The following is a 26,316-nucleotide window of genomic DNA, read 5'->3' as shown; positions in this document are numbered from 1 at the left end:
GCTGCGTGAAAAAGCTGACAAGGAGAGATGCGTGAGGCGATTGCCGGGGATTTTACTGCTTACAGGGGCAACGCTTGTCGTGATTGTCGCGCTGCTCGTGAGCGGGCTGCGCCTCGTTTTACCGCATCTGGACAGCTGGCGTCCGCAGGTGCTGGCGAAGATCGAATCCGCCACCGGTGTGCCGGTTGACGTAAGCCAGGTCAGCGCCAGCTGGCAAAACTTTGGCCCGACGCTGGATGCCCGGGACATCAGTGCCAGCCTGAAAGATGGTGGCTATCTGAAAATCAAACGCGTGACCCTGGCACTGGATGTCTGGCAAAGCCTGCTGCACATGCGCTGGCAGTTCCGCGATCTCACCTTTTATCAGCTTCAGTTTTTGACCAACACGCCGATCTCTGGCGGGGATAACACGCAGAGCCTTGAAGCCAACCGCCTGAGCGATCTCTTCCTGCGTCAGTTCGATCATTTCGATCTGCGAGACAGCGAAGTGAGCTTTATTACCCTTTCCGGCCAGCGCGCCGAACTGAAGATCCCGCAACTGACCTGGCTTAACGGCAAAGAGCGACACCGTGCTGAGGGGCAGGTGAACCTCTCCAGCCTGAACGGCCAGCACGGGGTCATGCAGGTCCGTATGGATCTGCGTGACGACGACGGCTTGCTCAACAACGGCAAGGTGTGGCTACAGGCTGACGACGTGGATGTGAAGCCGTGGCTCGGCGACTGGCTGCAGCAAAATATGCAGCTGGAAACGGCCCGTTTTAGCCTGGAAGGCTGGATGACCCTGACGAAAGGCGTTTTCGCCAGCGGCGATATCTGGCTGAAGCAGGGCGGTGCAAGCTGGCAAGGCGAAAGCAAGCAGCATCAACTCTCCGTAGATAACCTCACCGCACATGTGACGAAAGAGAAAGGGGGCTGGCAGTTTGCCATCCCGGATACTCGCATCACCATGGACGGCAAACCCTGGCCGCGCGGCGCGCTGACGCTGGCATGGATGCCTGAGCAGGATGTCGGCGGCACGAATAATAAGCGTAGCGATGAGCTGCGTATCCGCGCCACGCATCTCGATTTGGCGGCCATTGAAGGGCTGCGCTCCATGGCAGCGAAGCTCTCTCCGGATTTGGGTGACGTTTGGCTGGCAACGCAGCCAAGTGGGGAAATTGACGCCCTCGCGCTGGATATCCCGCTGCAGGCAACCGAGAAAACCCGCTTCCAGGCGACGTGGAAAGATCTGGCCTGGAAACAGTGGAAACTGCTGCCGGGGGCTGAGAACTTCAGCGGCAAGCTGGAGGGCAGCGTTGAGAACGGCAGGCTGACCGTTGAGATGCATGACGCCAAAATGCCTTATGAAACGGTCTTCAGGGCACCTCTGGAAATTGAAAAAGGCAACGCGGTGCTTAACTGGCTGCGCAACGATAAGGGCTTCCAGCTTGATGGCCGCCATATCGATGTGAAAGCCAAAGCGGTTCATGCCCGCGGGGATTTCCGCTATTTAAAGCCTGAAGGTGAAGAGCCGTGGCTGGGTATTCTGGCGGGGATCAGCACCAGCGACGGTTCTCAGGCCTGGCGTTACTTTCCGGAAAACCTGATGGGTAAAGCGCTCGTGGACTACCTGAGCGGGGCGATCCAGGGCGGTCAGGCGGATAACGCCACCCTGGCCTATGGCGGTAATCCGCATCTTTTCCCATACAAACATAACGAAGGTCAGTTCCAGGTGCTGGTGCCGTTGCACAACGCTACCTTTGCGTTCCAGCCGGGCTGGCCTGCCCTGAAAAACCTCGATATCGAGCTTAATTTTCTCAATGACGGGTTGTGGATGAAGTCAGACAGCGTCGCGCTGGGCGGCGTGACGGCCACCAACCTGACGGCAAATATCCCCGATTACTCACAAGAGAAACTGCTGATTGATGCCGATATCAACGGGCCGGGCAAGGCGGTCGGTCCCTATTTTGCAGAGACGCCGCTGAAAGCTTCGCTGGCTGCCACGCTTGAGCAACTCCAGCTTGATGGCGATGTGAATGCTCGCTTACATCTGGATATCCCGCTGGACGGCGAAATGACCACCGCCAAAGGTGATGTCCGCCTGAACAACAACAGCCTGTATATCAAACCGCTGGAAAGTACGCTGAAGAACCTCAGCGGGCAGTTCAGCTTTGTGAACGGCAGCCTGAAGAGTGAGCCGCTCACAGCCAACTGGTTCAATCAGCCCGTCAACATCGACTTCTCGACCACCGAGGGGGAGAAGGCCTACCAGGTGGCTGTCAATCTGGACGGTAACTGGCAACCCTCGCGGATGGATGTACTGCCGAAACCCATTCAGGAGTCGGTTGATGGTGCAGCTGCCTGGAAGGGGAAGGTGGATATTGAACTGCCCTACCACGCCGGTACGAAGTATAAGGTCGACCTTACTGGCGATCTGAAAAATCTCAGCAGCCAGCTGCCTGCACCGCTGGATAAACAGGCCGGACAGGCGCTGCCCGTGACGCTTAACGTCGTGGGCAACCTGAACAGCTTCGAGTTAACCGGCAGCGCGGGTGGCACGAATCATTTCAACAGCCGCTGGCTGCTCAACCGTAAGCTGACGCTGGACAAAGCCATCTGGACGACGGACAGCCGAACCACGCCTCCGCTCCCGGATCACCAGGGCATTGAGCTGAATCTCCCGCCTATGGATGGCGCGCAGTGGCTGGCGCTGTTCCAGAAAGGTGTCGGGCAAAACGTGGATGAGGCGGCGCAGTTCCCGCAAACCGTCACCGTGCGCACACCGTCGCTCACGCTGGGTGGGCAACAGTGGAACAACCTGAGTATCGTCTCTCAGCCCACGGCTAACGGCTCGAAAGTAGAGGCTCAGGGCAGGGAGATCAACGCCACCCTGACCATGCGCGATAACGCCCCGTGGCAGGCGGCAATCCGCTATCTCTACTACAACCCGGCAACGGCGGGCGGGAAAGATCAATCGACTCCGGCATCGCCGTTGAGTAACACTTCCCGCGTGGACTTCAGCGGCTGGCCGGATCTGCAACTGCGCTGTGCTGAGTGCTGGCTGTGGGGACAAAAATATGGCCGAATTGACGGTGACTTCGCGATTCAGGGCAACACGCTGAGCCTCACGGGTGGGCTGGTGGATACCGGCTTTGGTCGTCTGACGGCCGCGGGCGAGTGGGTGAATAACCTAGGCGAACAGCGCACCTCGCTGAAAGGCGACATTAAGGGTAACAAACTGGATGCAGCAGCCAATTTCTTTGGTATCAGCACGCCGCTGCGCGGCTCGTCATTTGACGTCGATTACGATCTTCACTGGCGTGACGCGCCGTGGAAGCCGGATGAAGCCTCGCTTAACGGCATACTGAAAACCCGCTTCGGAAAAGGTGAAATTGCCGATGTGAGCACGGGACGCGCCGGGCAGATCCTGCGTCTCCTGAGCTTTGATGCACTGCTGCGTAAGCTGCGTTTTGATTTCAGCGATACCTTCAGCGAAGGGTTCTACTACGATTCCATCCGCAGTACGGCATGGATCAAGGACGGCGTTATGCATACGGACGACACGCTGGTGGACGGCCTGGAAGCGGATATCGCCATGAAGGGCTCGGTTAACCTTGTACGTCGCGAGCTTGATATGGAAGCCGTGGTGGCGCCAGAAATCTCCGCGAGTGTGGGGGTGGCAGCCGCCTTTGTGGTGAATCCGATTGTTGGTGCCGCGGTGTTTGCCGCCAGTAAAGTGCTGGGGCCGCTGTGGAGCAAAGTCTCTATTCTGCGCTACCGCATCACCGGTCCGGTGGATAAACCGCAGATTAATGAAGTGCTGCGCCAGCCGCGCAAAGATGCACAGCAATGATTTGACGTGGGCAGGTAATTGCCTCACTCTCAATAAATACGATCTTTATACCGCCACAGGCGGCAACGAACGAGTAGCAATACGATGAGTCTGAACCTGGTAAGTGAACATTTGCTCGCAGCGAACGGCCTGAGCCATCAGGACCTGTTCTCCATTCTTGGTCAACTGACCGAACGCCGTCTCGACTACGGCGATCTCTATTTCCAGTCGAGCTATCACGAATCCTGGGTTTTAGAAGACAGCATCATCAAAGATGGTTCTTACAACATTGACCAGGGCGTTGGCGTGCGCGCCATCAGCGGTGAGAAAACCGGTTTTGCCTATGCGGACCAGATAAGCCTGGCTGCGCTGGAGCAGAGCGCACAGGCGGCACGTACCATCGTGCGTGACGCAGGCGATGGCCGTGTTAAAACGCTGGGTGAGGTGCAGCATTCTGCGCTCTACACCAGCATCGACCCGCTGCAGAGCATGAGCCGTGAAGAGAAGCTGGATATCCTGCGCCGCGTGGACAAAGTGGCGCGTGCTGCCGATAAACGCGTGCAGGAAGTGTCTGCCAGCCTGAGCGGTGTCTATGAACTGATTCTGGTCGCGGCGACGGACGGCACCCTGGCGGCGGATGTCCGTCCGCTGGTGCGTCTCTCCATCAGCGTGCAGGTGGAAGAGGACGGCAAGCGCGAGCGTGGCTCAAGCGGCGGCGGTGGTCGTTTTGGTTATGACTGGTTCCTGGGTGACGTCGACGGTGAAGCCCGTGCCGACGCGTGGGCAAAAGAAGCCGTGCGTATGGCGATGGTCAATCTTTCTGCCGTGGCGGCACCTGCGGGGACATTCCCGGTGGTACTGGGCGCTGGCTGGCCGGGCGTGCTGCTGCATGAAGCCGTGGGGCATGGTCTGGAAGGGGACTTTAACCGCCGCGGCACCTCGGTATTTAGCGGTCAGATAGGGCAGCTTGTCTCCTCTGAACTGTGCACGGTGGTGGATGACGGTACCATGGTTGATCGCCGTGGCTCTATCTCCATCGATGATGAAGGTACGCCGGGTCAGTACAACGTGCTGATCGAAAACGGTGTGCTGAAAGGCTATATGCAGGACAAACTGAACGCGCGCCTGATGGGCGTGGCGCCAACGGGTAACGGCCGTCGTGAATCTTATGCACATCTGCCGATGCCGCGTATGACCAACACCTACATGCTGCCAGGCCAGTCCACGCCGCAGGAGATCATTGAGTCTGTTGATTACGGGATCTTCGCGCCAAACTTTGGCGGTGGTCAGGTGGATATCACCTCCGGTAAATTCGTCTTCTCTACGTCAGAAGCGTATCTGATCGAAAAAGGCAAAGTGACCAAAGCGGTGAAAGGCGCGACGCTGATTGGTTCCGGTATCGAAGCCATGCAGCAGATCTCCATGGTCGGTAACGATCTCAAGCTGGACAACGGCGTGGGCGTCTGCGGTAAAGAGGGCCAGAGCCTGCCAGTGGGCGTGGGCCAGCCGACACTGAAGGTCGATAACCTCACGGTGGGCGGCACGGCGTAATTTTCTCCCCTCACCCTAACCCTCTCCCCAACGGGGAGAGGGGAAATACTTACTCTTTCCTTCTTCCCCGCATGCCCTGAAACAGTTCCGCGACCTCCACAAAATACTCGGTCAGATAGTTAATACACACCTGCACCTTAAGCGGCAGTTTGTCTTTTTCGGTATACAGGGCATACACCGGACGCGGATCGGACTGGTAGCGAGGGAACAGGATCTCCAGCACTCCGCTGTTGATCTCATTGATCACCCACATTAACGGGACGTAAGCGATCCCGGCGCCCGCCACCAGCCAGCGCGAGATGGTCATCGGATCGTTGGTGACAAACCGTCCTTCCGGCAGCAGTCGGGTAGAAATGCCTTCCGGGGCAATCAGTTCAAATTCATTATCGGGGCGGACGCTGTACTCCAGCCAGGAGTGGTTGGCGAGATCGGCTGGTTTCTCCGGCACGCCGTACTGCGCCAGATAGCTCTTCGAGGCACAGACCACCATCGGCATACTCCCGAGTCGACGGGAGAAGAGGCTGGAGTCCTGCAGCGCGCCAACGCGGATCACCACATCCAGCCCGTCTGCGATCAGGTCCGGGGCGGGAATACCGGTAACCAGATTCACGGTTAATCCCGGATATTCTTTCAGCATCTCTGCGGTCATGGCGGCGAGAACATTTTGTGCCATAGTTGAAGAACAGCCAATCCGTAGTGTCCCGATGGGCGTGTTGTTAAAGGCATAGAGCTGCTCGTGAACATCCTGCACTTCATGCATCATGCGGCGACAGCCCTGATAGTAAATTTTACCCGCCTCCGTCAGACCAATACTGCGGGTGCTGCGGTTGAGCAGCTTCACCTGCAGTTCATCTTCCAGTTTTGACACCGTCTGACTGATGGAGGAGACGCTCATCTGCAACTGCCGGGCAGCAGCAGTAAATGAGCCAAGTTCAACCACTTTGGCGAAGACCGACATGCGTTTTAAACGTTCCATTGTTCACTCTGGCTTAAAAGTGATTTAGATCACATATTATAGATAACAGCATAACAGTTACGTTAATATATTATTAATTACATAACGGCTGCGCCATTCTCGCCCGGCGTTTCTTGCTCTCCCGCGGTGGCGTGCGCTAAAAATTCTGAAGCCTGCACTCTCTCTTATCAAGGTCAACATGAGTCTGTTTCCCGTTATCGTGGTGTTCGGTCTGTCGTTCCCACCGATATTTTTCGAGCTTCTTTTATCACTGGCGATCTTCTGGCTGGTGCGCAAGGTGCTGGTTCCTACCGGGATCTACGATTTCGTCTGGCACCCTGCATTGTTCAATACCGCGCTGTATTGCTGCCTGTTCTACCTGATATCGCGCATGTTTGTCTGAGGTTGATGTGAAAACGCTAACAAGAAAAATCTCCCGCACCGCCATCACCATGGCGCTGGTTATCCTCGCGTTCATCGCTATTTTTCGCGCCTGGGTCTATTACACCGAATCACCGTGGACGCGTGACGCGCGTTTTAGCGCCGATGTTGTGGCGATCGCCCCCGACGTGGCCGGTCTTATCACGGCGGTTAACGTCCACGATAACCAGCTGGTGAAGAAAGACCAGGTGCTGTTCACCATTGACCAGCCGCGTTACCAGAAAGCACTGGAAGAAGCGGAAGCGGATGTCGCCTATTACCAGGCGCTGGCTGCGGAGAAACGCCGCGAGGCGGGCCGCCGTAACCAGCTGGGGGTTCAGGCGATGTCCCGGGAAGAGATCGATCAGTCTAACAACGTGCTGCAAACCGTGCTGCATCAGCTGGCAAAGGCGCAGGCGACGCGCGACCTGGCGAAGCTCGATCTGGAGCGTACCGTGATCCGCGCACCTGCCGATGGCTGGGTCACCAACCTGAATGTCTATGCCGGGGAGTTTATCACCCGCGGTTCAACCGCCGTGGCGCTGGTGAAACAAAACTCATTCTATGTGCTTGCCTATATGGAAGAGACCAAACTGGAAGGCGTTCGTCCGGGCTACCGCGCAGAGATCACGCCGCTTGGCAGCAACCGCGTCTTTAAAGGTACCGTAGATAGCGTTGCGGCTGGCGTCACCAACTCCAGCAGCTCCAATGATGCGAAAGGGATGGCGACGGTTGATTCCAACCTGGAATGGGTGCGCCTGGCCCAGCGTGTGCCGGTACGTATTCATCTGGACGAACAGCAGGGCAACCTGTGGCCTGCGGGCACAACCGCGACGGTGGTGATCACCGGTGAGAAAGACCGGGACGCCAGCCAGGACTCTATTTTCCGTAAAATCGCCCATCGTCTGCGCGAGTTTGGTTAATCGCTATGGGGATCTTTACTATCGCCAGCCAGCACATTCGCTTCGCCGTGAAGCTGGCGAGTGCCATTGTGCTGGCGCTGTTTGTCGGCTTTCACTTCCAGCTGGAAACCCCCCGCTGGGCGGTGTTAACGGCGGCGATTGTCGCGGCTGGCCCGGCATTCGCGGCAGGTGGGGAGCCTTATTCCGGGGCGATCCGCTATCGCGGGATGCTGCGTATCATCGGGACGTTTATCGGCTGTATCGCCGCGCTCACCATTATCATTTTGATGATCCGCACGCCACTGTTGATGGTATTGGTGTGCTGTATCTGGGCGGGCTTCTGCACCTGGCTCTCCTCTCTGGTGAAGGTCGAAAACTCTTACGCCTGGGGGCTGGCGGGTTATACCGCACTGATTATTGTCATCACCATTCAAACCGAACCGCTGCTCGCGCCGCAGTTTGCCGTGGAACGCTGCAGTGAGATCGTGATTGGTATCGTCTGCGCAATTGTTGCTGACCTGCTTTTCTCCCCTCGCTCCATCAAACAGGAGGTGGATCGCGAACTGGATGCGCTGATCGTCTCCCAGTATCAGCTGATGCAGCTCTGCATCAAGCACGGTGACAGCGAAGAGGTGGACAAAGCCTGGAGTGGACTGGTTCGCCGCACGCAGGCGCTGGAAGGGATGCGCAGTAACCTTAATATGGAGTCCTCGCGCTGGGCGCGTGCCAACCGTCGTCTTAAAGCGATCAATACCGTCTCCTTAACGCTGATTACCCAGGCGTGCGAAACCTACCTTATTCAGAACACCCGCCCGGAATCGGTTACCGATACCTTCCGCGAACTGTTTGCCGAGCCGGTGGAAACGGTGCAGGACGTACATAAGCAGCTCAAACGCATGCGGCGGGTCATTGCCTGGACCGGAGAGCGCGACACACCGGTGACCATTTATACGTGGGTTGGCGCCGCGACGCGCTACCTGCTGCTGAAACGGGGCGTGATCGGCAATACGAAAATCAGCGCGGCGGAAGAGGAAGTCCTGCAGGGCGAAGTGGTGATCAAGGCGGAATCGGCTGAGCGCCACCACGCGATGGTCAACTTCTGGCGTACGACGCTTGCCTGTATGCTCGGCACGCTGTTCTGGCTGTGGACTGGCTGGACCTCCGGCAGCGGCGCGATGGTCATGATTGCCGTCGTCACGGCGCTGGCAATGCGTCTGCCCAACCCGCGTATGGTCGCTATCGATTTCCTGTACGGCACGATTGCCGCGTTACCGCTTGGCGCGCTCTATTTCCTGGTGATCCTCCCGTCCACGCAGCAGAGCATGTTGCTGCTCTGTATCAGTCTCGCGGTGATGGCATTCTTTATCGGGATAGAAGTGCAGAAGCGCCGTCTGGGATCGCTCGGTGCCCTCGCCAGTACTATTAACATTCTGGTGCTGGATAACCCCATGACGTTCCATTTCAGCCAGTTCCTCGACAGTGCCCTGGGTCAGCTGGTGGGCTGTTTCCTGGCGATGATGGTGATTCTGCTGGTGCGCGACAATTCGCAGGCGCGAACAGGTCGCGTGCTGTTGAACCAGTTCGTTTCGGCGGCGGTCTCCTCCATGACCACCAACACTGCGCGCCGTAAAGAGAACCATCTGCCTGCGCTCTATCAGCAGCTGTTTTTACTGTTGAATAAGTTCCCTGGCGACATTGCCCGCTTTCGTCTGGCGTTAACCATGATCATTGCGCATCAGCGTCTGCGTAACGCACCGGTGCCCATCAACGACGATCTGTCGGCATTCCACCGCCAGTTGCGCCGTACCGCGGACCATGTGCTTTCCGCCTCCAGTGATGACAAACGACGCCGTTACTTTAAGCAGTTGCTGGAAGAGCTGGATGTCTACCAGGAGAAGCTCAGGGTCTGGGAAGCACCTCCTCAGGTGACAGAGCCGGTAGCGCGGCTGGTGTTTATGCTGCACCGCTACCAGAATGTCCTGACGGATAACTGACTGAAGTAAAAAACCGACGCTAAAAGCGTCGGTTTTTTTGTGGCTATACTTATTTCTGCAGGCTCTTACATTCAGAAAGGGAGGACACATGACTACCCAGGCGCTTCAGGACCACATTCTTTTTCAGACCGGTTATCTGGTTAACGGCATATGGAAAACGCTGGACACGACGTTTGATGTGTTGAACCCGGCCACCGGTGATGTTATCGCCAAAGTGGCGAAAGCCGGTAAAGCAGAAACCGAAGAGGCGATTGCCGCCGCCGCGAAAGCCTTCCCGGCCTGGCGGGCCAAAACCGCGAAAGAGCGCTCGACCATTCTCTATCGCTGGTATGAACTGATTATTGAGAATAAAAGCTGGCTTGGTCGGTTAATGACCACCGAACAGGGCAAACCCCTGAAAGAAGCTGAAGGCGAGGTGGAGTACGCCGCCAGTTTTATTCAGTGGTTTGCCGAAGAGGCCAAGCGCGCTAACGGTGAAATTATTCCGCCGATCAAACCGGGCTCCCGCATTCTGGCTACCCGTGAGCCTGTGGGGGTGGTGGCGGCAATTACGCCGTGGAACTTCCCGATGGCGATGCTCACCCGTAAGCTCGGCCCGGCGCTGGCCGCGGGGTGTACCGGGGTCATCAAACCGGCAAACAACACCCCGCTCAGCGCGTTTGCGCTGCTCACGCTGGCGAAACAGGCCGGTGTGCCGGATGGCGTCCTCAACGCCGTGGCCGGTAATACGCATGAGATCAGCGACGCGATTATGGCGAGTCACGAGGTGCGGAAAATCTCGTTTACCGGCTCCACTTCCGTCGGCAAAACGCTGGTGCGTAACGCCGCGGACACCATGAAAAAAGTTTCGATGGAGCTGGGGGGGAATGCCCCGTATATCGTGTTTGAAGATGCGGACATCGATGCTGCCGTCAAAGGGGCAATCGCCAACAAATTCCGTAATGCCGGACAGGTCTGCGTCAGCGTTAACCGCTTCTATATTCAGGAAACCGTCTACGACAAGTTTGTGAACAAACTGGCCGATGCGGTGAACGCGCTGAAGGTGGGAAATGGTCTGGAAGACGGTGTGGTCGTAGGCCCGCTGATTGAACCCTCCGCGGTGAACAAAGTGCGCGAGCATGTGGAAGACGCTGTGGCCCGTGGGGCGACGGTCCTGGCGGGCGGTAAACCACATCCGCTTGGTGGCAATTTCTGGATGCCTACCGTGCTGGGCGACTGTCATGAAGGCATGAAACTGGCGGAGGAAGAGACGTTTGGTCCCGTTGCCGCCTGCTTCCGTTTCACTTCTGAAGATGAAGTCATCCAGCGCGCCAACAACACGCCTTATGGTCTGGCGGCTTACTTCTATACTCAGAATCTGTCGCGCGTTTTCCGCGTCTCGCAGGCAATCGAAAGCGGGATGATTGGGATTAATGAGTGCGCCGTTTCCACGGAGCTTGGACCTTTTGGTGGGGTAAAAGAGTCTGGCCTGGGTCGAGAAGGGTCCGTGCTGGGGCTGGAAGAGTATCTGGAAGTCAAAACCCTGCACATCGGGGGATTATAATAGACAGGGCGGCATCTGCCGCTCGCCTGGACTGGGTGGCTGGCAATGAAAACCTATACCTTTGATTTTGACGAGATCGACAGTCAGGAAGACTTCTATCGTGAATTTATCCGGGCGTTTGATCTGGAACGGGAAAGCGTCACGAATCTGGATATGCTGTGGGATGTGGTGACCGGCAGTCAGCTGCCGTTACCGCTGGAGATAGAGTTTATTCATCTGCCCGATAAGCTGCGCAGACGATTTGGGGCGCTGATTTTATTGTTTGATGAAGCAGAAGAAGAGCTGGAAGGGCAGTTGCGTTTCAACGCGCGCCATTGATTACGCGAAAAAAAGCCCCTGACCAGCGAGGCCAGGGGCAAGTCGTATGATGAGATACGACGAGGGTTTATTTATACAGTTCTGCCGTAGCGTGCCAGTGGTCACCCTGATTCAGTTCGGTGACGCGGTAGCTGCTGGCGCCTGCTTTTTCAGCTTTTGCGGCCAGCTCCTGACGGATATCCATCGGAGAGCCAGTGACGGACGTTACGGAAACACTACCCATAGACTGCAGATTTTGCGCCTGCTCGGTATTCACCTGCTGGACGGCTGCGCTTGCGCCGAAAGAGAGAACCGATGCCAGACCGAGGGTTGCGATGATTAATTTGGTTTTCATAGTCTTTGCTCCTGAAGAGGTTTTTGCTCAACGGCGAGAAGGGTTGAACTGCTATTTTTATGCCTGGTGCCGTTGAGTGGAGATAGTCGTCTTCTGTTATTACTAAAACTTATTTATACAGCTCAGCGGTAGCGTGCCAGTGGTCACCGGAACGCGCTTCAATGATGCGATAGGATGATGCACCTTGTTCTTCCGCTTTTTTGTTCAGCATCTCATGCATGTCCATTGGAGACGTGCCGATTGCGCCGACAGAAACCGTACCGATAGCCTCACGGGATTGCGCCTGATCGGCATTAATGGAGTCTGCTGCGAAAGCACCGAATGACAGGACAGACAGGACGCTCAGCGCCGCTACAGTTGTTTTGATTTTCATGATTTTTACCTCGTCGAATTTTTTAGTGGGGTCTTTGTTTCGTGACCCTCATCACAAAATCAAGTATACACTAATAACGGTAAAAATTAATACCAGACTAATTGTTTCATGGGTAATTACGTGTTAAACAGCGCAATTTTTATAACCTAATGGCATAATGTTGGTCATTTTCTGTTCACGTTGGCGTGTTATATCTAAGTAAATCATATGGATAAATGATTTTGATATTTTGTGCGATTCTTTGATTTATCATTCACTGGCTGAATGTTAATGAGTGGTAAAAAGCACTATTTGTTAAATTGAGGGCAGGAGAAAACAGGGGAAAACGCAGCGGGGGCAGAATGAACCCCGTAGCGACGCTACGGGGAGAGAGGATTACAGCTCCTGTTCGAACAGAACCAGGATCGCCTCGTGGAGATCTTTCACCGAGAAGCCGTTGGCTGGCGTGGTAAAGATGGTGTCATCACCGGCGATGGTACCGAGAATCCCTTCCGTTTTACCCAGAGAGTCCAGCATGCGGGCAATCAGCTGTGCGGCACCAGGGCTTGTGTGGATCACCACAACGGCATCGTTGTGGTCGATATCCAGAACCAGATTCTTCAGCGGGCTGGAGGTTGTCGGCACGCCAAGTTCAGCTGGCAGGCAATAGACCATCTCCATTTTGGCGTTACGGGTACGCACCGCGCCAAATTTGGTCAACATACGGGAGACTTTCGACTGGTTGATATTGTCGAAGCCTTGTTCCTGCAGCGCCTGAACAATTTCTCCCTGAGAACTGAATTTCTCTTCTTTGAGTAGCGCTTTAAACGCCTTTACTAATTCTTCTTGCTTAGACGAGCTTCGCATAAGTCACCCGGAATATGACGATAGAAACAACATTATTATGCATGTGGATGAATTTTTATGCAAATTATCTACCAGGCAGTAGCCTGAAATAATGTTATGAAAGGGAGTGATATTATCAGATTTCGTTATCGGAAAACATGCCTGGGTCACGCCACGCAAATAAGCTTAAAAGTAAATTAAATGTTATCAAAATGATGTTGTTTTGGTGGCGTGGCAGGGTGTATTGTAACCACCTCTTAATTCGTTGCCGTCTGTTGTCAGAAAGTCTTCTGGGAAGAGAGAAAGTCGCGTGACCTCAAATTCTTTAGCTACGAAAATTGTAATTAATTACCTGCTGAATTAAGGTCGCCGCAACGGATTTACAGATACTTAAGTTAACCATAATAAGGAGTTTAGGATGAAAGTCGCAGTCCTCGGCGCTGCTGGTGGTATCGGCCAGGCGCTTGCCCTACTACTGAAAACCCAACTGCCTTCAGGCTCAGAACTCTCCCTGTACGACATTGCTCCGGTAACCCCAGGTGTGGCGGTTGACCTGAGCCACATCCCGACCGCTGTTAACATCAAAGGCTTCTCCGGCGAAGACGCGCGTCCTGCGCTGCAGGGTGCTGACGTTGTGCTGATCTCCGCCGGTGTGGCGCGTAAGCCTGGTATGGATCGTTCCGACCTGTTCAACGTCAACGCAGGCATCGTGAAAAACCTGGTGCAGCAGATCGCTGAAGTGTGTCCGAAAGCGTGCATCGGTATCATCACTAACCCGGTGAACACCACGGTCGCTATTGCGGCAGAAGTGCTGAAGAAAGCAGGCGTTTACGACAAGAACAAACTGTTCGGCGTGACCACGCTGGATATCATCCGTTCTAACACCTTTGTGGCTGAGCTGAAAGGCAAGCAGCCTACGGAAGTTGAAGTGCCGGTCATCGGTGGTCACTCTGGTGTGACAATTCTGCCTCTGCTCTCGCAGATCCCAGGCGTGAGCTTCACCGAGCAGGAAGTGGCTGACCTGACCAAACGCATCCAGAACGCAGGCACCGAAGTGGTGGAAGCGAAGGCGGGCGGCGGTTCTGCAACGCTGTCTATGGGTCAGGCGGCTGCACGTTTCGGTCTGTCACTGGTTCGCGCGCTGCAGGGCGAGAAGGGCGTGGTTGAATGCGCTTATGTTGAAGGCGATGGCGAACACGCGCGCTTCTTCTCCCAGCCGCTGCTGCTCGGTAAAAACGGTATCGAAGAGCGTAAGCCAATTGGTACGCTGAGCGCGTTTGAACAAAACGCGATGGAAGGCATGCTGGACACGCTGAAGAAAGATATCACGCTGGGCGAAGAGTTCGTTAACAAGTGATCTTGTCCCGGTAAAAAAAACGGAGCGCTACGCTCCGTTTTTTATGCCCGTCAGTTGGTGGCCGGGTATTCCTGGATGGTCACATGTAGCGTCAGTTTCTTATCGTTGCGCATGACTTCAACCGGGATGATGGAACCCGGGCGAATTTCTGCCACCTGGTCCATCGTCTCAAGCGCAGAGACCGCCGGTGTGCCGTTGACCGACAGAATGACATCATTAACCTGAATGCCCGCATTGGCAGCCGGTCCACCAGGCGCCACTTCGTTAACCACAATCCCCTGAATCTGATCGATCCCGCCACCCTGCGTATGCATAGGGGCAATTTCGCGACCACCAATCCCGATGTAACCGCGGATCACGCGACCGTCCCGGATCAGCTTGTCCATAATTTTGGTTGCCAGCTGGAACGGAATGGCAAAGCCGATCCCTTCCGGCGTCTCGCCATCGTTGCTTTTATCGAAGGAGAGGGTGTTGATACCCATAAGCTCGCCCAGCGAGTTGACCAGCGCGCCGCCGGAGTTCCCGTGGTTGATGGAGGCATCGGTTTGCAGGAAGTTCTGCCGTCCCGATGGGTTCAGACCGATGCGACCCGTGGCGCTGATGATCCCCTGGGTGATGGTCTGCCCCAGGTTGTATGGGTTACCGATAGCCAGAACCACATCGCCAATGTGCGGAGTGCGTTTACGGTTGATCGGAATCACGGGCAGCCCGCCGGTGGCGTTGATTTTCAGCACGGCCAGATCGGTCAGGCTGTCAGAGCCGACAAGTAAGGCCTCAAACACGCGGCCATCCTGAAGTGCGACGATGATCTGGTCAGCATCGTTGATCACGTGCTTGTTGGTAATGATGTATCCGCGATCGTCCATAATCACGCCGGAGCCGAGGGTACGGATCTCCAGCTGGTTATGGGCTGAACTGTTAAGACCACGGTTGTAGACGTTCACCACTGCGGGTGCGGCACGGCGAACGGCCTGATTATAGGTGGCAGGCGTTTCATCCGCGCTGTCAAACTGGGGAGCCGACAGCTTGTTGAACTGGCGTAAAGACGGCATGGCCGCTAACAGCAGGCCCGCAACAATCAAACCGATGGCAATGGAACGAAAGAGCTTTAAAAGCATGATGCGCGTGTCGTTAAAAAAGGAACGGTTTGCAGCATAACATGAGTTATCCCGGACATCACACGCGGCGGTGATACCCGGGATAGCAAATGCTTAGCGCAACAGAAGATAGATAGATTCGTTGCCGCGCATAATTTGCAGGGCAATGACCGTTGGTTTACTTTCCAGCACCTTGCGCAGCTCAGCGATAGACTGCACGCGGGTGCGATTCACGCCGATGATCACATCATCCTGATGCAATCCCGCCTGCGCGGCAGGGCTGCTCTTCTCTACGGTATCGATGCTGATGCCTTTGGTGCCGTCTTTCAGCTGCCCGTCGCTTAGGGTCGCGCCCTGCAGTGCCGGGGCGATAAGCTCCGCACTGGCGGAGGAAGAGGTGCTCTTGTCCAGCGTCACTTCCACATTCAGCGGTTTGCCGTCACGAATCAGGCCCAGCTTCACTTTGGCGCCCGGTTCGGTGGTGGCAATACGTGAGCGCAGTTCTGCAAAGCTGCTCAGCGGCTTATCATTCAGGCTGACGATCACATCACCTGATTTAATGCCCGCTTTTGCCGAGCCGGAATTGGACAGCACTTCACTGACGAACGCACCGCGCTGCACGTTGATGTTGAACGCTTTTGCGATATCGGCGCTCATCTCCATCCCTTTGATGCCCAACAGGCCGCGTTTGACTTCACCAAACTGGATAAGCTGCTGTGCCAGCGTTTTGGCCATATTGCTGGGAATGGCAAACCCGATCCCGATACTGCCGCCACCTGGCGCGAGGATTGCTGTGTTAATACCAATCAGCTCGCCGTTAAGGTTCAGCAGCGCCCCGCCGGAGTTCCCGCGGTTAATGGAGGCATCGGTCTGGATAAAGTTTTCCAGGCCTTCAAGATTCAGGCCGCTGCGCCCCAGCGCGGAAATGATCCCGGAGGTCGCCGTTTGTCCTAAACCAAAGGGGTTGCCCACGGCAACAGCAAAGTCGCCGACGCGCAGTTTGTCGGAGTCCGCGATGGCAATCTGGGTCAGATTACTTGGGTTTTGCACCTGCAACAGCGCGATGTCGCTCTGGTCATCGCCGCCGATCAGTTTGGCATCAAATTCCCGACCATCATTCAACTGTACGCTAATTTTATCGGCCTGGCTGATAACGTGGTTGTTGGTCAGAATATAGCCTTTGGCCGCATCAATGATGACGCCTGAGCCCAGCCCTTCAAAAGGCTGAGCCTGCTGGTCGGGCGACTCATCGCCAAAATATTTTTTCAGTTCTTCAGGTACGCGCTGGCTTTGCACGGCAGTGCCTTCTACCTGCACGCTGACTACCGCAGGCAACACTTTTTCCAGCATGGGTGCGAGGCTCGGAATCGCCGTCTGGCCCGGCACCTGCGAGGGAAGGGCGGCAAAGGCAGGGAAGGACGCCGAGAGAGATAACCCGACACTTAACGCTAACGCGCTCAACAGCTGGTTCTTTTTCTTCATCGATGCTGACTCTCGTAACCTGGAGTAAAGGAAAAAACGGGCCCAAAAACACGTTGATGTTATTGAATTTTAAACCGCTGAACAATGAGGTGTTTAACTAAATAATAGCTGGGGTCAGGAAGAAAAGACGGGCGCAATCGCTGCGCCCGTAAAATAATTTCAGGTTGTGTGATTAATCGCGCTTAACACCGCCGCGCAGCAGGCCGGACGCGCCATCAGAATAGTCGCGAGGCATCTGAACAGGGGCCTGATCGTTACCGGCCTCAGAGTCTGCCAGACGGTTGCGGAACGGGTTGGTTTCCGCGGTCATTTCCGGCAGCAGGCTGCTGGAGCTTTTTGCCATGTGCTGATACAGCTGGCGGTAGTCGGTCGCCATGTTGTCCAGCAGCTCAGCGCTACGGGCAAAGTGGCTGACCAGCTCTTCGCGGTACTCTTCCAGCTCGGCTTTGTTCTTTTCCAGTTCGTATTGCAGTGACTGCTGCTGACGCAATTTGCGATTACCGAAACGCATTGCCACAGCACCGATCACGATGCCGACGACTAAACCGATTAGCGCATATTCCCAGGTCATGAACTTCTCCCGTTGTCTTGTTGTTCCGTAGGGTGTTGGCTCGGCTCCTGCCTGTGCCTGATATTGCCACTATAACCGCTATTTCTGCAGAAGTGGAATCCTGACGTATCATCGCGTAGTGTAGAACGGCCTTTTTTTCATCAGTCACGCCTGCTGATGAGGTTTAATTGAAGGAATAACAACAAGATTATGCAAAACCTGTCCCCCGCATCGCGATATCAACTGGCCCTGGACGAGGGCTCACATCAGCCGGATGACGTTCAACGTGAAGCGGTTAACCGTCTGGATACCCTTTTCCATGAGCTTACGGCAAAACCTGCGGAAGCAGGGCAGAGCGGTGGGCTGAAGGCGGCATTGAGCCGGCTGCTCGGAAAAAAAGAGCCACAGGCTAACGCTCCGGCACGCGGTTTATATATGTGGGGCGGTGTCGGTCGCGGGAAAACCTGGTTGATGGATCTGTTTTATCAGAGCCTGCCGGGTGAGCGTAAACAACGCCTGCACTTCCACCGCTTTATGCTGCGGGTACATGAAGAGTTAACGGCGCTGCAGGGCAAAAGCGATCCGCTGGAGATTGTGGCTGACAGGTTTAAAGCTGAAACGGACGTCCTCTGTTTCGATGAGTTTTTTGTTTCGGATATCACCGATGCCATGCTGTTGGGCGGCCTGATGAAAGCGCTGTTTGCCCGCGGCATCACGCTGGTCGCCACCTCGAATATTCCGCCGGATGAGCTGTATCGTAACGGCCTCCAGCGGGCGCGTTTCCTGCCTGCCATTGATGCCATCAAACAGCATTGTGACATTATGAATGTTGATGCGGGCGTGGATTACCGTTTGCGCACGCTGACTCAGGCGCACCTGTGGCTCTCACCGCTGAATGCCGAGACCACCCGCCAGATGGATAAACTGTGGCTGGCGCTGGCGGGGGCAAAGCGCGAAAACGCCCCGACGCTGGAGATTAACCATCGTCCGTTGCCTACGCTCGGTGTTGAAAACCAAACGCTGGCGGTCTCTTTTGCGACGCTGTGCGTGGATGCCCGCAGTCAGCACGACTACATCGCTCTATCGCGCCTGTTCCACACGGTGATGCTGCTGGATGTACCCGTCATGACACGGCTGATGGAAAGCGAGGCGCGACGCTTCATTGCGCTGGTGGACGAGTTTTACGAACGCCACGTCAAGCTGGTGGTGAGCGCCGAGGTGCCTTTATATGAGGTGTATCAGGGGGAACGTTTGAAGTTTGAGTTCCAGCGCTGCCTGTCGCGCCTGCAGGAGATGCAGAGCGAGGAGTATCTGAAGCTGGAGCATATGCCTTAAATGCTACCCTCTCCCCGTGGGAAAGGGGCTGGGGGTGAGGGTACCGGACCGCAAAAACTCGCCCCCCGAAAAACCCATTCCAAATCACATTTAAGGGTCGATCTTTGACCTCAACTTCTCTATAATCTTGCGACCCCACGTTACGAGAAGGTTTTTTTCCCGAAACTTTCTATGTGTCGGCATGAGCTATTCGAAGGGGTAGGTTTGCCGGACTTTGTCGTGTGAACCTCAACTGACTAAACGTTTGGGTGTTCACCAACGTGTAACTTATTATTTGGGTAAGCTTTTAATGAAAACTTTTACAGCTAAACCAGAAACCGTACAACGCGACTGGTATGTTGTTGACGCGACCGGTAAAACTCTGGGCCGTCTGGCTACTGAACTGGCTCGTCGCCTGCGCGGTAAGCACAAAGCGGAATACACTCCGCACGTTGATACTGGTGACTACATCATCGTTCTGAACGCAGAAAAAGTTGCTGTAACCGGCAACAAGCGCGAAGACAAAATGTACTACCACCACACTGGCCACATCGGTGGTATCAAAGAAGCGACCTTTGAAGAGATGATTGCTCGCCGTCCTGAGCGTGTGATTGAAATCGCGGTTAAAGGCATGCTGCCAAAAGGCCCGCTGGGTCGTGCTATGTTCCGTAAACTGAAAGTTTACGCAGGTAACGAGCACAACCACGCGGCACAGCAACCGCAAGTTCTTGACATCTAATCGGGATTATAGGCAATGGCTGAAAATCAATACTACGGCACTGGTCGCCGCAAAAGTTCCGCAGCTCGCGTGTTCATCAAACCGGGCAACGGTAAAATCGTAATCAACCAGCGTTCTCTGGAACAGTACTTCGGTCGCGAAACTGCCCGCATGGTAGTTCGCCAGCCGCTGGAACTGGTTGATATGGTAGAAAAACTGGATCTGTACATCACCGTTAAAGGTGGTGGTATCTCCGGTCAGGCAGGTGCGATCCGTCACGGTATCACCCGCGCTCTGATGGAGTACGACGAATCCCTGCGTTCTGAACTGCGTAAAGCTGGCTTCGTTACTCGTGACGCTCGTCAGGTTGAACGTAAGAAAGTGGGTCTGCGTAAAGCACGTCGTCGTCCACAGTTCTCCAAACGTTAATCATTTTCTGCTCACGCAGAACGATTGGCGAAAAACCCGCTTCGGCGGGTTTTTTTATGGGTAATGCTCAGGTTATCCACATTATCAATGCATATATCTCCTCTTTTTCCGCATTTCCAGAATCCCCTCACCACAAAGCCATCAAAATCTGGTAAACTATCATCCAATTTTCTGCCCAAATATCGGTGAATACTCGATTTTTGTTCGATTCTTGAACAATGTGTCTTCTCTGGGATGGGCGCTACATCATCTGGCTGGCCCCACCGGGCCGGTAGCAGTAAAAATTCTGAATATACCTGGAGGTTTTCATGGCTGTCGCTGCCAACAAACGTTCGGTAATGACGCTGTTTTCTGGTCCTACTGACATTTATAGCCATCAGGTTCGTATCGTGCTGGCCGAGAAGGGTGTCAGTTTTGAGATCGAGCATGTGGAAAAGGATAACCCACCTCAGGATCTGATCGATCTCAACCCGAGCCAAAGTGTACCAACGCTGGTGGATCGCGAGCTGACCCTGTGGGAATCCCGTATCATTATGGAATACCTGGATGAGCGTTTCCCGCATCCACCGCTGATGCCTGTTTACCCTGTGGCGCGTGGCGAAAGCCGCCTGTACATGCAGCGTATCGAGAAAGACTGGTACACGCTGATGAACGTGATCGAAAACGGCTCTGCTTCAGAAGCAGACGCTGCACGTAAACAACTGCGTGAAGAGCTGCTGGCGATTGCCCCTGTGTTCGGCCAGAAACCATTCTTCCTGAGCGATGAGTTCAGCCTGGTGGACTGCTACCTGGCACCGCTGCTGTGGCGCCTGCCGACACTTGGCGTTGAATTCAGCGGCCCGGGCGCAAAAGAGCTGAAAGGCTATATGACCCGCGTCTTTGAACGCGACTCCTTCCTGGCATCCTTAACTGAACCGGAACGTGAAATGCGTCTCGGCCGAGGCTAATGACTGTGGAAATGTCACAACTTTCACCACGCCGTCCGTATCTGCTGCGCGCCTTCTATGAATGGCTGCTGGATAACCAGCTCACGCCGCACCTGGTTGTGGATGTGACGTTGCCGGGCGTGCTGGTTCCGATGGAATACGCGCGTGACGGACAGATCGTTTTGAACATTGCCCCCCGTGCGGTGGGTAATCTTGAACTGGCGAACGACGAAGTGCGTTTTAACGCGCGTTTCGGCGGCGTACCACGTCAGGTTTCCGTGCCGCTGGCCGCGGTGCTGGCTATTTACGCGCGGGAAAACGGCGCGGGTACGATGTTCGAGCCGGAAGCGGCTTACGATGAAGACGTTGCCAGCCTGAATGAAGACGATGCAACCGGGGAGCGAGACAGCGACACGGTGATGTCGGTTATTGACGGCGACAAACCTGACCGCCAGGATGAAAACGATCCTGATGACGATCCGCCACCACGCGGCGGGCGTCCGGCTCTCAGAGTGGTAAAATAAGCGTCATCCATTATAAAATCCAGCCCTCCTCAGTCGGCTGGATTTTTTTTGCCGATGTAAAGATTAAGCGCCTGTTGAACGAATATTTTTTCCATGTATAGATTTGTACAAAATTAAGACAGTGCAATGCTTTATTCTATATGACAGAAATTTTGGAATACAAAGCCAGCGAAAATAAATCATCGCAAGCAATAATTATTCTGAATATAAATGGTCTAAAAAGAACTGGAAACCTCTGTTTTATAAACCCTGCCTATTGTTTGAGTAAATCTAAAAAGAAAAGTTAATAAACCTAAGTTGCATGCATTTATGATTTCTATATTATCGCACCATGCATTTTGCAAATGGAGGTAATAGCGACTATCAAGGATGAACTCAGTCGAATTTTATTTTCTTTAAATCATAAGTTATGGATTAACTCGTGAAAAAAATTCTATTGGCTACAGCATTATTCCTTTGCGTAAACTCTACGTTTGCCGCTGAAACCGCGATATTGAAAATTAAAGGGACGCTGACAGCCTCGGCCTGTACTCCTGAATTTAGCAATGGCGGCGTGGTGGACTATGGAAATATCCGCTTAGGTGAATTGTCCTCTACGGCGGTGAACCAGTTAGGACAACGGAATATCGATCTCACCATCACCTGCACGGCAGCAACAAAAGTGGCCTGGAATATGATAGACGATCGCGCCGACTCTAACGCAGGATTAACCGTTTCTGCCGGTACATTTACGGGTGGGGCACAGAGTGCGACTAACCAGACCTATGGCGTTGGCAAAGCAGGCACGGTAAATATTGGCTCTTATGCCATGTTTATGAAGGTGAATAGCGTTACTGCAGACGGAAAATCTGTCGATCCAATATATCAGCAGAATGGCTCAACGACCTGGGCTAAGAGTACTGATGGTTCAAGTCAGGGTGAAAATAATCGCAATATTACCGTCGCATTATCGGGAAGTATTGACCCGCTTGCTTTCCAGACAGCAACATTTCCGCTGGTAACGTCTCTGGCTATTCAGAATACCACAACGCTTGCCATTACCGATGATACCCGGCTGGATGGTCAGTTGACGATCAGCCTAAAGTATCTGTAATTCTTTCAAATTTAAAGTGAGTTAAATTTAATGCAGAGGGAATACGCTTTCTCTCAAAAATAAGCGCCATCAACACGGAATGTTAAGTAGTGCTTTCAAGGAATATACATATGACATGCTCTAAAAAGGTTTTATTTAAAACACTCGCTGCCGCAGCTTTATTCTCTGTGCAGTTTGGCGTACATGCAGCCGGTATGGTGCCAGAAACCAGTCTGCTGGTGATTGATGAAGCGACCCACAGTGGCACCATCAACGTCAAAAATACCGATAGCCATCCGTCGCTACTGTACACCGACGTGGTGGATCTGCCGGATGATAAAGGCCTGAAACTTGTCACCACTCAGCCCGTGGTACGTCTCGAGCCCGGTCAGACTCAGCAATTGCGCTTCATCCTGCAAACCAGCAAACCGCTGGACGTTGAGCACTACAAGCGTGTGACCTTCGAAGGGATCCCGCCGAAGAGCGATGACAATAAAGTGAAAATTGGCATCAATATTCGTCAGGACCTGCCCGTGCTGATTCGCCCTGCGAAGCTGGCCGTGGTAACCGATGCGTGGAAATTCCTCGAATGGACCGCGTCAGGCACGTCTGTCACGGTAAAAAACCCAAGCAAATATGTTGTGCGTCTGGCACAGAACGTGGTGCTGCAGCCTTCAGGCATCAGCGGATCGCTTGCCAAAACCTACATTTTACCCGGTGAAACCATGACGGTTTCTATGGGCAAATCCGTCAGTGGAAACACGAAAGTGAAGTTTTTCCCGGCCAGCCGTTATGGGGTCGAAGTGCCCAGCTTTATCTCGGATCTCAATAAAAAATAAAGGATTATGGCGGTGCGTAAAAAAAGCCAACTTGCACTTTTTGTGCGCGCTGTGATTTATAGCGCAATACCTCTGATGTTGCTTGATGCTCCCTCCCTCCACGCGAGGGAGGTGACGTTTGATACTGATATTCTGAAATCACGTGGTCTTGGGGCCGATCTAAACCGCTATTTTGCACAAGCGCCGCGCTTTTTACCGGGGACGCATTCCGTTTCTGTCAAAGTGAACGGTAACGATCGCGGAACAGCGGCCGTACGCTTCAGTGAAGACGGAACGATGTGCGTTGATAACGACTTCCTGGAATTTGCAGGTCTCATGCCGGTGCCCATAAAGGCGAATGAGACCTGCCATGATCTGCGTAGCGATTACGCTCAGGCGGTGATCAATCCCTTGCCAAACCAGGAAGCGGTCGAGCTTTATCTGCCAGCGGAAGCACTTAACAGCCTGAGCGCTGATGTCAAAAATTTCCAGCATGGCGGCACGGCAGGGATGCTTAACTACTCGCTCTTCAGCACCAAAAACGAATACAGCGGAAGTGACAGCAGCAGTAACCGTTACTCACAGGCAAGCCTGGAGGCGGGCTTCAACGCGATGGATTGGTCGCTACGCAGCCGCTATATCCTGACGGATGACGACGGCAACCGAAACGCAGAGAGTATTTATACCTACGCAGAGCATGTGTTTGTTCCTCAACGCCTGACCATGCAGGTGGGGGAAATTAACGCCATGTCAGATGTGTTAAGCGGCGTCCCGATTACCGGTGTGCAGTTAATGCCGACCAGCGGTCTGCAGAAAGACAGCTCGGGGGTGAGCGTATCCGGTATTGCCCGAACCTCGCAGGCGCGCGTTGAAGTGCGTCAAAACGGAAGACTCATTTTCAACACGTTAGTCCCGGCGGGCCCGTTCACGCTGGATGACGTCCCGATGGTCCGTAACAACGTCGATCTTGACGTCACCGTTGTGGAGTCCGACGGTTCGACCAACCGCTACATTGTTCCCGCCGCATCCGTAAAAGCCCGAAATCTTTCAAAACCAAACGGCCTGACCGTTTCGGCGGGCCAGGTGCGTGGTATAGACAGTGATTACAGCGATCCGCTGGTGTTCAACGTATCCGATGGCTGGCGAATCTTCCCCTGGATGAACCTGCTTGCCTCCGGCGTGGTGGCCGAAGATTACCAGGCCGCGGGGGCGCGCACAGAATTTATGGTTACCGATGGCTGGAACGTCTCTACCAGTATGGCCGCCAGCAACGCGCAATTTGGCGACAGTGATAACGGTATCAAAAACGAACTCCAGAGCGATTACTCGTTGACTGAGAATGTCGGCCTGTCTGCCAGCGTGGCGCATTACAGCGGTGATTATCGAGAACTCGCAGATGCCATGGATGACGATTATCAGGGCTATGACAACAGTTATTCAGCCAACGTACGGTGGTCCACAGAATTGGCCGGGGCATTTAGCGCGGGCCTGAGCTACAACCAGGCCGCAGGAGACGGCGAAGATTCCCGCTACTTGCTTCTGTCGTGGGGGAAAACCTTCAAATACGCTTCAATCAACGTGAACTGGCAAAGCGCAGTGGGCAGCACGGGTGACGACCAGGACGACGATCTGCTCTATATCAACCTCAGCATTCCGTTAGGCGGCTCGCAGAGCCTGAGTTCGTATATGCGTAAGCAGGGCGACAGCACCAGCTATGGTCTGGCGAACAGTGGCTCGCTGGGGGAGAACACCAACTACTATATTTCTGCCGATCGTGATGACGAATCACAGGAAAACAGCTTCAACGGCAACATCAACACTAATCTTCACTACACCCAGCTTAGTGTCGGGGGCGGTACCAGCGGCGATCATCAGCGTAACTACAATGCGACCCTGTCTGGCGGTATTGCGATGCACAAAGACGGTGTGACCTTCTCGCCGTATTCCATCAAGGACACGTTTGCCATCGCCAGACTCAGCGAACCGAAAGCGGGCGTTGAGATCACCACGCCGCAGGGCACCGTCTGGACCGACCGCTGGGGCCAGGCTGTCATTCCCGGCCTGACTGAATGGCGTAACTCACGTATCGAAGTGGATGCGAACAAGCTACCGCAGAGCATGACCCTGGCGAACGGGACCAAATATATTGCTGCTGCACATGGCTCGGTAAGCGAAGTGAGCTTCAAAGTATTGAACAGCCGCCGCGTGATGTTACGTATTAAGCAGGCCGACGGGAAGCCGCTAACGAAAGGTCTGTCGGTGGTGGATGATAAAAATAACTACGTGGTGACGGTGGTTGATGACGGACATGTCTTCCTGAACGATGCCGATCAGATTAGCGCGCTTTATGCCGTTGATGATGACAATAACCGTCTGTGCAAACTTGATTTTACGCTTCCTGAAAAGCACGACGAAGACGCGTTTTACGAAGAAGTTAACGGAGTATGTCGATGAACATTCAGCGTCTGGCTGCGCTATTGCTGCTTGCTTTACCGTGCCTTTCTTATGCTGACGATTGTCAGCTAACGCTCTCTCAGCCGGTTGTGGATTATCACCAGATGCGGCGTGACAGCATTGTCACCAGCCAGCAGAGCTGGAACAAAATGCCGGAAAAAGACATAAATGTCAGCGTCTATTGCCCGGAAAAACAGCAGATGGCGACGCTGTTACAGGGGGCTTCTGGTCAGAAAGGGCGTTTTCAGTTTGGTCAGAACGGTGGTGTGGCGATAAAGGTCAGCAACCTGACGCTGGATGGTAAAAGCTACAACGTAGGGAAAACAACGGATCAGGTGAATTTTACGCCGGATACTGATAATGGGTCATCGCTCTATATCCGCAATAACGAGGCTGTCGTGGCGGTTGAAAACGGCAGGGTACCCAGCGGCCAGCAGATGAACTTTACCGTCACCATTTTCCCGGTGCTCAATGACAGCGCGTTTAACCATATTTCGGATCAAACCGCGCTGGAGACCGATTTAACCTGGCAACTGCTTAAAAAATAAA

The 26,316-nt window shown here is 54.3% G+C and carries 24 protein-coding genes; 17 read left to right on the top strand and 7 right to left on the bottom strand.

Annotation, left to right across the window (positions count from 1 at the left end; translation table 11 throughout):
• Nucleotides 1-31 precede the first annotated feature (31 nt).
• Nucleotides 32-3,832 (top strand): AsmA2 domain-containing protein YhdP, encoded by a 3,801-nt coding sequence (gene yhdP / locus ACQG2G_RS19980; RefSeq protein WP_061772772.1) that lies wholly within the window; start codon nt 32-34, stop codon nt 3,830-3,832.
• Nucleotides 3,833-3,916: 84 nt separating this feature from the next.
• Entirely contained in the window at nt 3,917-5,362 is a 1,446-nt protein-coding gene (tldD, locus tag ACQG2G_RS19975; RefSeq protein WP_020687383.1) for a metalloprotease TldD, read from the top strand.
• A 49-nt stretch (nt 5,363-5,411) separates the two neighbouring features.
• Here tldD and aaeR read toward each other — a convergent pair whose 3' ends face one another.
• The gene (aaeR, locus tag ACQG2G_RS19970; RefSeq protein ID WP_013098979.1) at nt 5,412-6,338 is read right to left on the bottom strand and encodes an HTH-type transcriptional activator AaeR; all 927 of its coding nucleotides are present in this window, start codon (nt 6,336-6,338) and stop codon (nt 5,412-5,414) included.
• A gap of 178 nt (nt 6,339-6,516) precedes the next feature.
• On the opposite strand from aaeR, the gene aaeX reads away from it, so the two are divergent.
• From aaeX to ACQG2G_RS19945, 5 genes are all read left to right on the top strand, one after another.
• On the top strand, nt 6,517-6,720 hold the full coding sequence (aaeX, locus tag ACQG2G_RS19965; protein ID WP_003860416.1) for a p-hydroxybenzoic acid efflux pump operon protein AaeX: 204 nt from the start codon (nt 6,517-6,519) through the stop codon (nt 6,718-6,720).
• A 7-nt stretch (nt 6,721-6,727) separates the two neighbouring features.
• Entirely contained in the window at nt 6,728-7,660 is a 933-nt protein-coding gene (gene aaeA / locus ACQG2G_RS19960) for a p-hydroxybenzoic acid efflux pump subunit AaeA (protein WP_013098978.1), read from the top strand.
• 5 nt (nt 7,661-7,665) lie between these two features.
• Nucleotides 7,666-9,633 carry a p-hydroxybenzoic acid efflux pump subunit AaeB gene (gene aaeB, locus ACQG2G_RS19955; RefSeq protein WP_013098977.1) on the top strand — a complete coding sequence of 656 codons (1,968 nt, stop codon included), beginning with the start codon at nt 7,666-7,668 and terminating at the stop codon, nt 9,631-9,633.
• A gap of 88 nt (nt 9,634-9,721) precedes the next feature.
• Nucleotides 9,722-11,176 carry an NAD-dependent succinate-semialdehyde dehydrogenase gene (locus tag ACQG2G_RS19950; protein ID WP_023620890.1) on the top strand — a complete coding sequence of 485 codons (1,455 nt, stop codon included), beginning with the start codon at nt 9,722-9,724 and terminating at the stop codon, nt 11,174-11,176.
• Between the two features lie 45 nt (nt 11,177-11,221).
• Nucleotides 11,222-11,494 carry a barstar family protein gene (locus tag ACQG2G_RS19945; protein ID WP_013098975.1) on the top strand — a complete coding sequence of 91 codons (273 nt, stop codon included), beginning with the start codon at nt 11,222-11,224 and terminating at the stop codon, nt 11,492-11,494.
• A gap of 67 nt (nt 11,495-11,561) precedes the next feature.
• On the opposite strand, the gene yhcN (ACQG2G_RS19940) is transcribed toward ACQG2G_RS19945, so the two are convergent.
• The 3 genes from yhcN (ACQG2G_RS19940) to argR all read right to left on the bottom strand — a co-directional run bounded on the left by yhcN (ACQG2G_RS19940) (nt 11,562) and on the right by argR (nt 13,047).
• Entirely contained in the window at nt 11,562-11,828 is a 267-nt protein-coding gene (gene yhcN / locus ACQG2G_RS19940; RefSeq protein ID WP_013098974.1) for a peroxide/acid stress response protein YhcN, read from the bottom strand.
• Nucleotides 11,829-11,937: 109 nt separating this feature from the next.
• The gene (yhcN, locus tag ACQG2G_RS19935; protein ID WP_013098973.1) at nt 11,938-12,201 is read right to left on the bottom strand and encodes a peroxide/acid stress response protein YhcN; all 264 of its coding nucleotides are present in this window, start codon (nt 12,199-12,201) and stop codon (nt 11,938-11,940) included.
• Nucleotides 12,202-12,576: 375 nt separating this feature from the next.
• A complete protein-coding gene (argR, locus tag ACQG2G_RS19930; protein ID WP_013098972.1) occupies nt 12,577-13,047 on the bottom strand; it encodes a transcriptional regulator ArgR in 471 nt (156 codons plus the stop codon).
• A 397-nt stretch (nt 13,048-13,444) separates the two neighbouring features.
• Between argR and mdh the strand changes: the two genes are divergently transcribed.
• Nucleotides 13,445-14,383, top strand: a complete 939-nt coding sequence (gene mdh, locus ACQG2G_RS19925; RefSeq protein ID WP_020687375.1) for a malate dehydrogenase — start codon at nt 13,445-13,447, stop codon at nt 14,381-14,383.
• Nucleotides 14,384-14,433: 50 nt separating this feature from the next.
• Here mdh and degS read toward each other — a convergent pair whose 3' ends face one another.
• The 3 genes from degS to zapG all read right to left on the bottom strand — a co-directional run bounded on the left by degS (nt 14,434) and on the right by zapG (nt 17,533).
• On the bottom strand, nt 14,434-15,501 hold the full coding sequence (degS, locus tag ACQG2G_RS19920) for an outer membrane-stress sensor serine endopeptidase DegS (RefSeq protein WP_013098970.1): 1,068 nt from the start codon (nt 15,499-15,501) through the stop codon (nt 14,434-14,436).
• Nucleotides 15,502-15,594: 93 nt separating this feature from the next.
• Nucleotides 15,595-16,962 carry a serine endoprotease DegQ gene (degQ, locus tag ACQG2G_RS19915; protein ID WP_061771675.1) on the bottom strand — a complete coding sequence of 456 codons (1,368 nt, stop codon included), beginning with the start codon at nt 16,960-16,962 and terminating at the stop codon, nt 15,595-15,597.
• Between the two features lie 172 nt (nt 16,963-17,134).
• On the bottom strand, nt 17,135-17,533 hold the full coding sequence (zapG, locus tag ACQG2G_RS19910) for a Z-ring associated protein ZapG (RefSeq protein WP_008502832.1): 399 nt from the start codon (nt 17,531-17,533) through the stop codon (nt 17,135-17,137).
• A gap of 189 nt (nt 17,534-17,722) precedes the next feature.
• Between zapG and zapE the strand changes: the two genes are divergently transcribed.
• From zapE to ACQG2G_RS19865, 9 genes are all read left to right on the top strand, one after another.
• On the top strand, nt 17,723-18,847 hold the full coding sequence (zapE, locus tag ACQG2G_RS19905) for a cell division protein ZapE (RefSeq protein ID WP_020687372.1): 1,125 nt from the start codon (nt 17,723-17,725) through the stop codon (nt 18,845-18,847).
• A gap of 289 nt (nt 18,848-19,136) precedes the next feature.
• Nucleotides 19,137-19,565, top strand: coding sequence for a 50S ribosomal protein L13 (gene rplM / locus ACQG2G_RS19900; RefSeq protein WP_013098967.1), 429 nt, complete (start codon nt 19,137-19,139; stop codon nt 19,563-19,565).
• 15 nt (nt 19,566-19,580) lie between these two features.
• Nucleotides 19,581-19,973, top strand: coding sequence for a 30S ribosomal protein S9 (rpsI, locus tag ACQG2G_RS19895; protein WP_000829818.1), 393 nt, complete (start codon nt 19,581-19,583; stop codon nt 19,971-19,973).
• 308 nt (nt 19,974-20,281) lie between these two features.
• A complete protein-coding gene (gene sspA, locus ACQG2G_RS19890) occupies nt 20,282-20,920 on the top strand; it encodes a stringent starvation protein SspA (protein ID WP_013098965.1) in 639 nt (212 codons plus the stop codon).
• A gap of 5 nt (nt 20,921-20,925) precedes the next feature.
• A complete protein-coding gene (gene sspB / locus ACQG2G_RS19885) occupies nt 20,926-21,423 on the top strand; it encodes a ClpXP protease specificity-enhancing factor (protein WP_013098964.1) in 498 nt (165 codons plus the stop codon).
• 421 nt (nt 21,424-21,844) lie between these two features.
• Nucleotides 21,845-22,516, top strand: a complete 672-nt coding sequence (locus ACQG2G_RS19880) for a DUF1120 domain-containing protein (RefSeq protein WP_023619954.1) — start codon at nt 21,845-21,847, stop codon at nt 22,514-22,516.
• Nucleotides 22,517-22,626: 110 nt separating this feature from the next.
• The gene (locus ACQG2G_RS19875; RefSeq protein ID WP_058679450.1) at nt 22,627-23,334 is read left to right on the top strand and encodes a fimbria/pilus chaperone family protein; all 708 of its coding nucleotides are present in this window, start codon (nt 22,627-22,629) and stop codon (nt 23,332-23,334) included.
• Between the two features lie 6 nt (nt 23,335-23,340).
• Nucleotides 23,341-25,767, top strand: coding sequence for a fimbrial biogenesis outer membrane usher protein (locus tag ACQG2G_RS19870; RefSeq protein WP_248078678.1), 2,427 nt, complete (start codon nt 23,341-23,343; stop codon nt 25,765-25,767).
• Entirely contained in the window at nt 25,764-26,315 is a 552-nt protein-coding gene (locus ACQG2G_RS19865; protein WP_013098960.1) for a membrane protein, read from the top strand. The genes ACQG2G_RS19870 and ACQG2G_RS19865 overlap by 4 nt, the downstream gene beginning before the upstream one ends.
• Nucleotide 26,316 lies beyond the last annotated feature (1 nt).

It is taken from the genome of Enterobacter cloacae complex sp. 382A5 (genome assembly GCF_050031095.1).
In the GTDB taxonomy this organism is placed as follows: Bacteria; Pseudomonadota; Gammaproteobacteria; order Enterobacterales; family Enterobacteriaceae; genus Enterobacter; species Enterobacter cloacae.
The sequence above is the reverse complement of the archived record's forward strand: the minus strand, read 5'-3'. Positions and strand labels throughout refer to the sequence as shown.

Excerpts from the sequence above, each read along its gene's own strand:
- tldD (WP_020687383.1), top strand. The coding sequence starts at position 3,917 with ATGAGTCTGAACCTGGTAAGTGAACATTTGCTCGCAGCGAACGGCCTG.
- aaeR (WP_013098979.1), bottom strand. The coding sequence starts at position 6,338 with ATGGAACGTTTAAAACGCATGTCGGTCTTCGCCAAAGTGGTTGAACTT.
- aaeX (WP_003860416.1), top strand. The coding sequence starts at position 6,517 with ATGAGTCTGTTTCCCGTTATCGTGGTGTTCGGTCTGTCGTTCCCACCG.
- aaeB (WP_013098977.1), top strand. The coding sequence starts at position 7,666 with ATGGGGATCTTTACTATCGCCAGCCAGCACATTCGCTTCGCCGTGAAG.
- ACQG2G_RS19950 (WP_023620890.1), top strand. The coding sequence starts at position 9,722 with ATGACTACCCAGGCGCTTCAGGACCACATTCTTTTTCAGACCGGTTAT.
- ACQG2G_RS19945 (WP_013098975.1), top strand. The coding sequence starts at position 11,222 with ATGAAAACCTATACCTTTGATTTTGACGAGATCGACAGTCAGGAAGAC.
- yhcN (WP_013098974.1), bottom strand. The coding sequence starts at position 11,828 with ATGAAAACCAAATTAATCATCGCAACCCTCGGTCTGGCATCGGTTCTC.
- yhcN (WP_013098973.1), bottom strand. The coding sequence starts at position 12,201 with ATGAAAATCAAAACAACTGTAGCGGCGCTGAGCGTCCTGTCTGTCCTG.
- argR (WP_013098972.1), bottom strand. The coding sequence starts at position 13,047 with ATGCGAAGCTCGTCTAAGCAAGAAGAATTAGTAAAGGCGTTTAAAGCG.
- mdh (WP_020687375.1), top strand. The coding sequence starts at position 13,445 with ATGAAAGTCGCAGTCCTCGGCGCTGCTGGTGGTATCGGCCAGGCGCTT.
- degS (WP_013098970.1), bottom strand. The coding sequence starts at position 15,501 with ATGCTTTTAAAGCTCTTTCGTTCCATTGCCATCGGTTTGATTGTTGCG.
- degQ (WP_061771675.1), bottom strand. The coding sequence starts at position 16,962 with ATGAAGAAAAAGAACCAGCTGTTGAGCGCGTTAGCGTTAAGTGTCGGG.
- zapG (WP_008502832.1), bottom strand. The coding sequence starts at position 17,533 with ATGACCTGGGAATATGCGCTAATCGGTTTAGTCGTCGGCATCGTGATC.
- zapE (WP_020687372.1), top strand. The coding sequence starts at position 17,723 with ATGCAAAACCTGTCCCCCGCATCGCGATATCAACTGGCCCTGGACGAG.
- rplM (WP_013098967.1), top strand. The coding sequence starts at position 19,137 with ATGAAAACTTTTACAGCTAAACCAGAAACCGTACAACGCGACTGGTAT.
- rpsI (WP_000829818.1), top strand. The coding sequence starts at position 19,581 with ATGGCTGAAAATCAATACTACGGCACTGGTCGCCGCAAAAGTTCCGCA.
- sspA (WP_013098965.1), top strand. The coding sequence starts at position 20,282 with ATGGCTGTCGCTGCCAACAAACGTTCGGTAATGACGCTGTTTTCTGGT.
- ACQG2G_RS19875 (WP_058679450.1), top strand. The coding sequence starts at position 22,627 with ATGACATGCTCTAAAAAGGTTTTATTTAAAACACTCGCTGCCGCAGCT.
- ACQG2G_RS19870 (WP_248078678.1), top strand. The coding sequence starts at position 23,341 with ATGGCGGTGCGTAAAAAAAGCCAACTTGCACTTTTTGTGCGCGCTGTG.
- ACQG2G_RS19865 (WP_013098960.1), top strand. The coding sequence starts at position 25,764 with ATGAACATTCAGCGTCTGGCTGCGCTATTGCTGCTTGCTTTACCGTGC.